The organism is Cellulomonas algicola (assembly GCF_003851725.1).
GTDB classification, from domain to species: Bacteria; Actinomycetota; Actinomycetes; order Actinomycetales; family Cellulomonadaceae; genus Cellulomonas; species Cellulomonas algicola.
Window position 1 is genome coordinate 1 of record NZ_BHYL01000242.1, and the last position, 3,673, is coordinate 3,673.

Genomic DNA, 3,673 nt, shown 5'->3' on the forward strand with positions numbered 1-3,673 from the left:
GGTGGGAGCCGGGGCGCCCGGCACTCGCGCGTCCGGGACCTCCGGCACCCGCGCGTCCGCGACGTCCGCGACCCTGGCGTCGGTGGCCGACCGGCCGTCTGCGGCGCCCGTCGGTGCGCCCGTCGCCGAGGTGGACGCGACCGCGGCGGCCTCGTGCGGGAGGCGGTCCGTCGCGTCGGACGGCAGGCCCAGCGCGGCCGCGTCGGCGGCCATGGTCGGCTCGTCGACGATCCCGCCGCCGTCGGCGGGGCGGACGGCCGGGAGCAGGAGCGTGGCGGCCGGCGGGGGCAACGGCGCGACCCGGCCTTCCAGCACGTCCGCGAGCTCGCGGGCGACCTCGTCGGCGGTCGGGCGGTCCTCCGGACGGCGGCGCGTCATGCGGACGAGCAGGTCGGCGAGATGGCCGTCGACGTCGTCGGGCACGTCGGGGTCGCGCGAGAGGCGTGCGGCGGCGACCTCGGCCATCGTGCCGGCGAACACGGGCCGGCCCGTCACGCACTCGAGCAGCACGAGCCCGAGCGCGTACACGTCGCTCGACGGCGCGAGCACGCTCCCGACGGCCTGCTCGGGGCTCAGGTAGGACGCGGTGCCGACGATCATGCCCGTCACCGTGAGGCGCGTGGCTGCGGCGAGACGGGCGATGCCGAAGTCGACCAGCTTGACCGGGTGGTCGGGCAGCTCCTCGAGGTCGAGGCAGTCGTCGGTCGCGAGCAGGATGTTGCCCGGCTTGACGTCCCGGTGGATGACGCCGCGCGCGTGCACGACCGCGAGCGCCTCGGCGGCCGCCCGGCCGACGGCGGCGGTCTGCCGGACGGTGAGCGCGCCGTCGTCGGCGAGCCGTCGCGCGAGCGTCGGCCCGGGCACGAGCTCCATGACGAGGTACGCCTGCACGTCGTCGCCGTCGACCGGCACGGTGTCGGCGTCGAAGAGCCGGACGAGACCGGGATGGCGCAGCCCGGCGAGGACGCGGATCTCCGCCTCGTGCCGGCGCAGGTCGTCGCTGTCCCGCGGGACGGGCGGCAGGACCTTGACGGCGACGGTGCGGTGCAGCAGCTCGTCGGTCGCGCGGTGCACGACGGCCGCGCCACCGCGTCCGATCACCTCGTCGAGCCGGTACCGGTGGCCGAGGACCACGGGAGCAGCGGACGCGCCGGTCCCCCGGGACGGCGTCGGCGCGCTGCCGAGGACGGACGGTGGCACGTCGAAAGACGCTAGGCGACGGTCCGGCGAGGCGCACGCCGGGACGCCAGGGCCGCACCCGACCGGGGGAACCGCCCGGGTGCGCGACGCCGGAGCGCGTCAGCTCGGCGGGAAGCCCCGCCACGGGCCGGGCACCGTCAGCCGGAACCGCAGCGCGAGCACCCGCAGCACGAAGATCAGCAGCACCGCACCGGTGATGGTCGCACCGTCGAGCGCATCCCGCTCCCACAGGAACACGGTGAGCGTGGCACCGAGCAGCGCAGGGACCGCGTAGAGCTGCCGGTGGTGCAGCACGACAGGGACCTCGCCCGTGAGCAGGTCGCGCAGCACTCCCCCGCCGACGCCCGTCATGACCCCGACCAGGACGGCGGCGATCGCGGTCGTGCCGAGCTCGAGTCCCTTGATGGTCCCGACGACGGTGAACACCGCGAGCGCGCCCGCGTCGAGCACGACGATGACGCGCCGCGCGCGTTCGAGGCGTGGGTGGAAGAAGTACATGGTGAGCGCGCCGACGACGGCCGTGACGACGAGCCGCCAGTCGGAGATGCCGACTGGTGGGACCGCGCCGATGAGCACGTCGCGCAGCATGCCGCCGCCGAGCCCGGCGGCCCAGCCCAGGACGAGGATGCCGAACACGTCGAACTGCTTGCGGACCGCGGCGAGGGCCCCGGACATCGCACCGACGAACACGCCGAGGATCTCGAGCAGCGGCTCGTAGGGCAGGTCGGCGATCACGGGACGCCATCCTGGCAGGGCGACGCACCGCCGGGTCGGGACCCGCGGCTCACGCGCGCACGTCCGGCGGTCGCAGCGGTCCGGCGTGCGGGCCGTGGGTCGCGGTGCGGCCGAGACGGGCGGCGAACCGCGCGCGCCGCGCCGACGCGTGCTGCCACACGGTCTGCTGCACGACGAGCGTGAGCCACCCCGCGACGGCCATGCCGGTGATGTTGACGACGAGCTGGAGCACGCTTCCCGTGATCTCGTGCGGGACGCCGAACGCGACGCCGAGCGCGAGGTTGCCCGCGGCGGGGATCGTGGTGACCGAGATGAAGACGCCGGTGAGCCCGCCGACGCGCGACGACGTCAGCGAGAGCACGCCCGCGGCGCCCGCGATGACGGCGACGACGATCGACCAGCGGTCGGGACGGTAGATGAAGTCGGTCCCGGGACGCGGCCCGGTCACGTCGTCGAGCGTCACCCAGCCGGCGCCGCGCAGCACGAGCGCCGCGACCGCGGTGAGCCCGATCGCGACGACGAAACCGACGAGCAGCGCGAGCGCCGCACGCCGCAGCAGGCGCCAGCGTCGCCGGACGAGCGCGACGCCCAGGGCCGCGACCGCGCCGAACTCCGGGCCCAGGACCATCGCGCCGATGACGAGCACCTGCGAGTCGACGATGATCGCGACGCTCGCGAGGAGGGTCGCGAGCGTCATGAAGCTGAGGAACGTCCACGTGAGCTCGGTGTCGTCGTACGCGCGCAGCACGACCTGGGGCCAGACGACCGAGTCGGCGCTCGCGCCCGGCGCGAGCCGCTCGGCCTCCCAACCGGCCCGCGACACCCAGGTGTCGACGGGCGTGAGCTGGACGGTCCCGACCTGCTGGACGTCGAGCGCGAGGAGTCGCTCGATCACGTCGTCGGCGGCCTCGCGCGCGACGTCGGCGGTGACCACGTCGCCCTCGGGGCGCAGCGCGGTGCCGGTGCCCACGACGAGGGCGGACACCGCCGGGTCGTCGCGCAGCACGTCGAGCACGGCACCCGTGAGGTCGGTCGGGACGGTGACCCGCAGCTGCAGCACGGCGCCAGTCTGGCGCGGTGCGGGTGCGCGCCCGTTGCGCCACGCGGAGGCGCGGGCGCGTCAGCGCGGCCGCGGCGGCAGGGCGTGCAGGACGAGGCCGTGCACGCCGGCGTCCGCGAGCGTGAAGGTGAGGAACGTGCACGCGGGCTGCCGGCGACGGTCGGTGGGCGACCCGGGGTTGAGCAGGCGCAGGCCGCCGGGCGTCGTGGAGTCCCACGGGATGTGGGAGTGCCCGAACACGAGCACGTCGAGGTCGGGGAACGCCGCGTCGCACCGCCGTTCCCGGCCCGTCGCCGCACCGGTCTCGTGCACGACGCCCACGCGCACCCCGGCGACGGTGGCCCGCGCGACCTCGGGCACGCGCGCCCGGACGTCGGGGCCGTCGTTGTTCCCGTGGCACGCGAGGAGCGAGCGCGACCGTGCGGTGAGCGCGTCGACGGTCGTGGCGTCCACCCAGTCGCCGGCGTGCACGACGAGGTCCGCGTCGTCGACGGCCGCCCACAGCGCGGCGGGCAGGTCGCGCGCCCGCGCGGGCACGTGCGTGTCGGCCATGGCCACGACGCGGACGCGCTCCCCCGACGGCGCGCTCACGGGCGCGGGTCCACGCGCCGCCAGGGGCGCTCGTCGCGACGTGCCCCCGTGCCCGCCGCGCACCGGTGGCACACGTGCGCGACGGCG

General features: G+C 76.2%; 4 protein-coding genes. All 4 read right to left on the bottom strand.

The window, feature by feature from the left end; all coding sequences use genetic code 11:
• On the bottom strand, positions 1-1,134 hold a 1,134-nt coding region (locus tag CTKZ_RS14980), incomplete at its 3' end, for a serine/threonine-protein kinase (protein ID WP_160142911.1).
• A 165-nt stretch (positions 1,135-1,299) separates the two neighbouring features.
• A complete protein-coding gene (locus CTKZ_RS14985) occupies positions 1,300-1,935 on the bottom strand; it encodes a trimeric intracellular cation channel family protein (protein ID WP_124343693.1) in 636 nt (211 codons plus the stop codon).
• Between the two features lie 49 nt (positions 1,936-1,984).
• Positions 1,985-2,995, bottom strand: coding sequence for a DUF389 domain-containing protein (locus CTKZ_RS14990; protein ID WP_124343694.1), 1,011 nt, complete (start codon positions 2,993-2,995; stop codon positions 1,985-1,987).
• A gap of 60 nt (positions 2,996-3,055) precedes the next feature.
• Positions 3,056-3,547, bottom strand: a complete 492-nt coding sequence (locus CTKZ_RS14995) for a metallophosphoesterase family protein (RefSeq protein WP_124343695.1) — start codon at positions 3,545-3,547, stop codon at positions 3,056-3,058.
• Positions 3,548-3,673: the final 126 nt, after the last annotated feature.

Excerpts from the sequence above, each read along its gene's own strand:
- CTKZ_RS14995 (WP_124343695.1), bottom strand. The coding sequence starts at position 3,547 with ATGGCCGACACGCACGTGCCCGCGCGGGCGCGCGACCTGCCCGCCGCG.